Below are 4,154 nucleotides of genomic sequence, written 5' to 3'. Positions count from 1 at the left end.
GTTGGTGTGCAGGTCCGCCGACTGCTTCAAGCGCAGCAGATGGGGAAACAGGTCCGCACTGGCGCCGATCAGACCTACACGTTTCATCGCAACTACACCTATACAAAAGTGGGCCACCGTCTGAGCGGTGGGCCCGAAAGATTACAGATTCCGCAGCGCCGCGACTACTGCATCGCCCATTTCCTGCGTACCCACCCTGGTGCAACCGGCCGACCAGATGTCGCCAGTGCGCAATCCCTGGTCCAGCACACGGCTCACGGCCTGCTCGATGGCATCCGCCGCTTCGTTCAGATTGAAGCTGTAACGCAGCATCATCGACACCGACAGAATGGTCGCCAGCGGGTTGGCGATACCCTGCCCGGCGATGTCCGGCGCCGAACCGTGACATGGCTCGTACATGCCCTTGTTGTTGGCGTCCAGGGACGCCGACGGCAGCATGCCGATGGAGCCAGTGAGCATCGAAGCTTCGTCGGACAGGATGTCGCCGAACATGTTGTCGGTGACGATCACGTCGAACTGCTTCGGCGCACGCACCAGTTGCATGGCGGCGTTGTCCACGTACATGTGGCTCAGCTCGACATCCGGATAGTCCTTGGCCACTTGCTCGACCACTTCGCGCCACAGCTGGCTGGACGCCAGGACGTTGGCCTTGTCCACCGAGCACAGCTTCTTGCCGCGCACCCGGGCCATGTCGAAGCCGACACGAGCGATGCGACGGATTTCACTCTCGCTGTACGGCAGGGTGTCGTAGGACTGGCGCTCGCCGTTTTCCAGCTCGCGGGTGCCACGGGGCGCGCCGAAGTAGATACCGCCGGTCAGTTCGCGAACGATGAGGATGTCCAGGCCGGAGACGATTTCCGGCTTCAGGCTGGAAGCGTCGGCCAGCTGCGGATAGAGAATCGCCGGACGCAGGTTGCCGAACAGGCCCAACTGCGCACGAATCTTCAGCAGACCACGCTCAGGACGGATATCGCGCTCGATCTTGTCCCATTTCGGGCCGCCCACGGCGCCCAGCAGAACGGCGTCGGCAGCCCGCGCGCGATCCAGGGTCTCATCGGCCAGCGGCACGCCGTGCTTGTCGATGGCGGCGCCACCGATCACGTCGTGGCTCAACTCGAAGCCCAGGCTGTACTTGGCGTTGGCCAGTTCCAGCACCTTGACCGCCTCGGCCATGATTTCCGGACCGATACCGTCACCTGGGAGAATCAGAATCTGCTTGCTCATGCTTTCCTCATTTGCTCTGTCGGCGCGCCCGCAGGCGCCCCCGGAAAAATTCTAGCGTTCGGCCCACAGCACCAGTACATCTGTACTGAACGAACCATCGGCCTCGATCTCAAAATATTCGCGCACTTCATTGCCCATCGCCTGCTGCAACTGGCGAATCGCCACGCGCAGCGGCTCGGGCGTGCGCATGCGCTCGACCCAGGAGTTGTACTCCAGGCGCAGGCGCTGACGGGCGGTACTGCGCGTATGCAGGCCGGCCTCGCTGATCTGGCGCAGCCACTCTCCCGCCGAATAGTCGCGGACATGGCTGGTGTCACGCAGCACTTCGACGCTTTGCAGGTAAGTGTCGAACAGCGGGCTGCCCGGCGACAAGACATCGATGAACGCCGCCACGCCGCCAGGCTTCAATACCCGGCGCACTTCCCGCAGGGCCAGGCCCAGATCGCTCCAGTGGTGAGCCGAATAACGACTGAAGACGAAATCGAACTCGCCATCGGCGAACGGCAGGTGCTCGGCGGCCCCCCGCACGGTACTGATATTACCCAGCCCGCGCTCGACCGCCGCGCCCGCCACCACATCGAGCATCTGTTGCGAGAGGTCGTAGGCCACGACCTCCCTGGCCAGCGGTGCCACATGGAAACTGACATGACCGGCGCCACACCCCAGATCCAGCACCCGCGCATCGCCATGCCCCGCCAGCTCGGCCTGCAGCAGTGTGAACTCGGCGCCTTGAGCATGTACGGCGCTGCTCAGATAGGCCGAAGCCTGTTCACCGAATTGCTTTTGTACCACTTGGCTATGGGCATTGCTGGTCATGGTGATGTCCTTAATGGAGTCTTGAGCCGTAAGTTGCCTGCTGCGCCGTCATCGCGGGCAAGTCGGATCGCCGCCCGCTCGCTCCTACCAGGACAAGGTACATCCGGTAGGAGCAGAGCTACCCGCCCGCCAAAGCCGACCTCAGGCGTCGCGGAACAACCAGGGCTGGCTGGCGCGGTGCTTGGCCTCGAAGGCCGCGATCGCGTCGCCGTCCTGCAAGGTCAGGCCGATATCGTCCAGGCCGTTGAGCAGGCAATGCTTGCGGAACGCATCGATCTCGAACTTCAGCACCTTGCCATCGGGACGGGTCACGGCCTGGGCTTGCAGGTCGATCTGCAACTGATATCCCGGCTCGGCCTCGACCTGCTGGAACAGCTCGTCGACTTCCGCGTCGCTCAGGATGATCGGCAGCAAGCCGTTCTTGAAGCTGTTGTTGAAGAAGATGTCGGCATAGCTCGGCGCGATGATGCTGCGAAAACCATACTCTTCCAGCGCCCAGGGCGCGTGCTCGCGGCTGGAGCCGCAGCCGAAGTTTTCCCGGGCCAGCAGCACGCTGGCGCCCTGGTAACGCTCGGCGTTGAGCACGAAGTCCTGGTTCAGCGGGCGTTTGGAGTTGTCCTGGTACGGCTGGCCGACATCCAGGTAACGCCACTCGTCGAACAGGTTCGGGCCGAAACCGGTGCGCTTGATCGACTTGAGGAACTGCTTGGGAATGATCTGATCGGTGTCGACGTTGGCACGATCCAAAGGCGCGACAAGACCGGTGTGCTGGGTGAAAGCTTTCATGCTGCGCTCCTTAGATCAATTCACGGACGTCGACGAAACGACCGCTGACGGCGGCCGCGGCGGCCATGGCCGGGCTGACCAGGTGGGTACGGCCACCGGCGCCCTGCCGACCTTCGAAGTTGCGGTTCGAGGTCGAGGCGCAATGCTCGCCGGACTCCAGGCGGTCCGGGTTCATCGCCAGGCACATCGAGCAACCCGGCTCACGCCATTCGAAACCCGCCTCCAGGAAGATCTTGTCCAGGCCTTCCGCCTCCGCCTGGGCCTTCACCAGGCCCGAACCCGGCACCACGATGGCCTGCTTGATGGTCGAGGCCACCTTGCGGCCCTTGGCGATGACGGCCGCGGCGCGCAGGTCTTCGATCCGCGAGTTGGTGCAGGAACCGATGAAGACCCGGTCCAGCTGGATGTCGGTGATCGCCTGGTTGGCGGTCAAGCCCATGTATTTCAAGGCACGGACGATGGAGTCGCGCTTGACCAGGTCCATTTCCCTGGCCGGGTCCGGCACGTTCTGATCCACGGCCAGTACCATCTCCGGGGAAGTCCCCCAGCTGACTTGCGGCTTGATCTGCGCGGCATCCAGCTCGACCACGGTGTCGAAGGTGGCATCGGCATCGGACACCAGGTCTTTCCAGGCTGCGACGGCGAGGTCCCATTCCGCGCCTTTGGGGGCGAACGGACGGCCCTTGACGTATTCCACAGTCTTTTCGTCCGCCGCCACCAGGCCCACGCGGGCACCGGCTTCGATGGACATGTTGCAGATGGTCATGCGGCCTTCGATGGACAGGTCGCGAATCGCGCTGCCGGCGAACTCGATGGCATGGCCGTTGCCGCCGGCGGTGCCGATCTTGCCGATCACGGCCAGGACGATGTCCTTGGCGGTCACGCCGAACGGCAACTTGCCTTCGACCTGAACCAGCATGTTCTTCATTTTCTTGGCGACCAGGCACTGGGTGGCGAGCACGTGCTCGACCTCGGAAGTGCCGATACCGTGGGCCAAAGCGCCAAAGGCACCGTGGGTCGAGGTGTGGGAGTCGCCGCAGACCACGGTCATGCCCGGCAAGGTGGCGCCCTGCTCCGGACCGATGACGTGAACGATGCCCTGGCGCACGTCGTTCATCTTGAACTCGACGATGCCGTATTCGTCGCAGTTGTCGTCGAGGGTCTGCACCTGCAAGCGCGAGACCTGATCGACGATGGCGCTGATGCCGTTCTTGCGCTCCGGGGTGGTCGGTACGCACCGGCGCTGGACGGCAGGATCAGACCGGCCGGTTCGGCGGGCAAGGCGATGCCGTTCTGCAGGTATTGCAGCAGGGTGTCGTAGTAGCTGT

The 4,154-nt window shown here is 63.6% G+C and carries 4 protein-coding genes and 1 pseudogene; all 5 read right to left on the bottom strand.

What is annotated here, in order from left to right; all coding sequences use genetic code 11:
- Window positions 1-81, bottom strand: a pseudogene (locus ACQKQA_RS29805) (hypothetical protein); the annotation flags it as partial.
- Between the two features lie 60 nt (window positions 82-141).
- Window positions 142-1,224, bottom strand: a complete 1,083-nt coding sequence (gene leuB, locus ACQKQA_RS29800; protein ID WP_427564742.1) for a 3-isopropylmalate dehydrogenase — start codon at window positions 1,222-1,224, stop codon at window positions 142-144.
- 51 nt (window positions 1,225-1,275) lie between these two features.
- Window positions 1,276-2,040 carry a class I SAM-dependent methyltransferase gene (locus ACQKQA_RS29795; protein ID WP_427564741.1) on the bottom strand — a complete coding sequence of 255 codons (765 nt, stop codon included), beginning with the start codon at window positions 2,038-2,040 and terminating at the stop codon, window positions 1,276-1,278.
- 141 nt (window positions 2,041-2,181) lie between these two features.
- The gene (gene leuD, locus ACQKQA_RS29790; protein WP_427564740.1) at window positions 2,182-2,826 is read right to left on the bottom strand and encodes a 3-isopropylmalate dehydratase small subunit; all 645 of its coding nucleotides are present in this window, start codon (window positions 2,824-2,826) and stop codon (window positions 2,182-2,184) included.
- Window positions 2,827-2,836: 10 nt separating this feature from the next.
- The coding region (gene leuC, locus ACQKQA_RS29785) for a 3-isopropylmalate dehydratase large subunit (RefSeq protein WP_427564739.1) at window positions 2,837-4,154 on the bottom strand (1,318 nt) is incomplete at its 5' end.

Source organism: Pseudomonas sp. NPDC089530, from assembly GCF_050280705.1.
Classification (GTDB): Bacteria; Pseudomonadota; Gammaproteobacteria; order Pseudomonadales; family Pseudomonadaceae; genus Aquipseudomonas.
Note: the sequence above shows the minus strand (reverse complement) of the source record. Positions and strands in the feature narration are given on the sequence as shown.

What these genes read in the sequence shown, in the direction of transcription:
- leuB (WP_427564742.1), bottom strand. Translation starts at nt 1,224, where the DNA reads ATGAGCAAGCAGATTCTGATTCTCCCAGGTGACGGTATCGGTCCGGAA.
- ACQKQA_RS29795 (WP_427564741.1), bottom strand. Translation starts at nt 2,040, where the DNA reads ATGACCAGCAATGCCCATAGCCAAGTGGTACAAAAGCAATTCGGTGAA.
- leuD (WP_427564740.1), bottom strand. Translation starts at nt 2,826, where the DNA reads ATGAAAGCTTTCACCCAGCACACCGGTCTTGTCGCGCCTTTGGATCGT.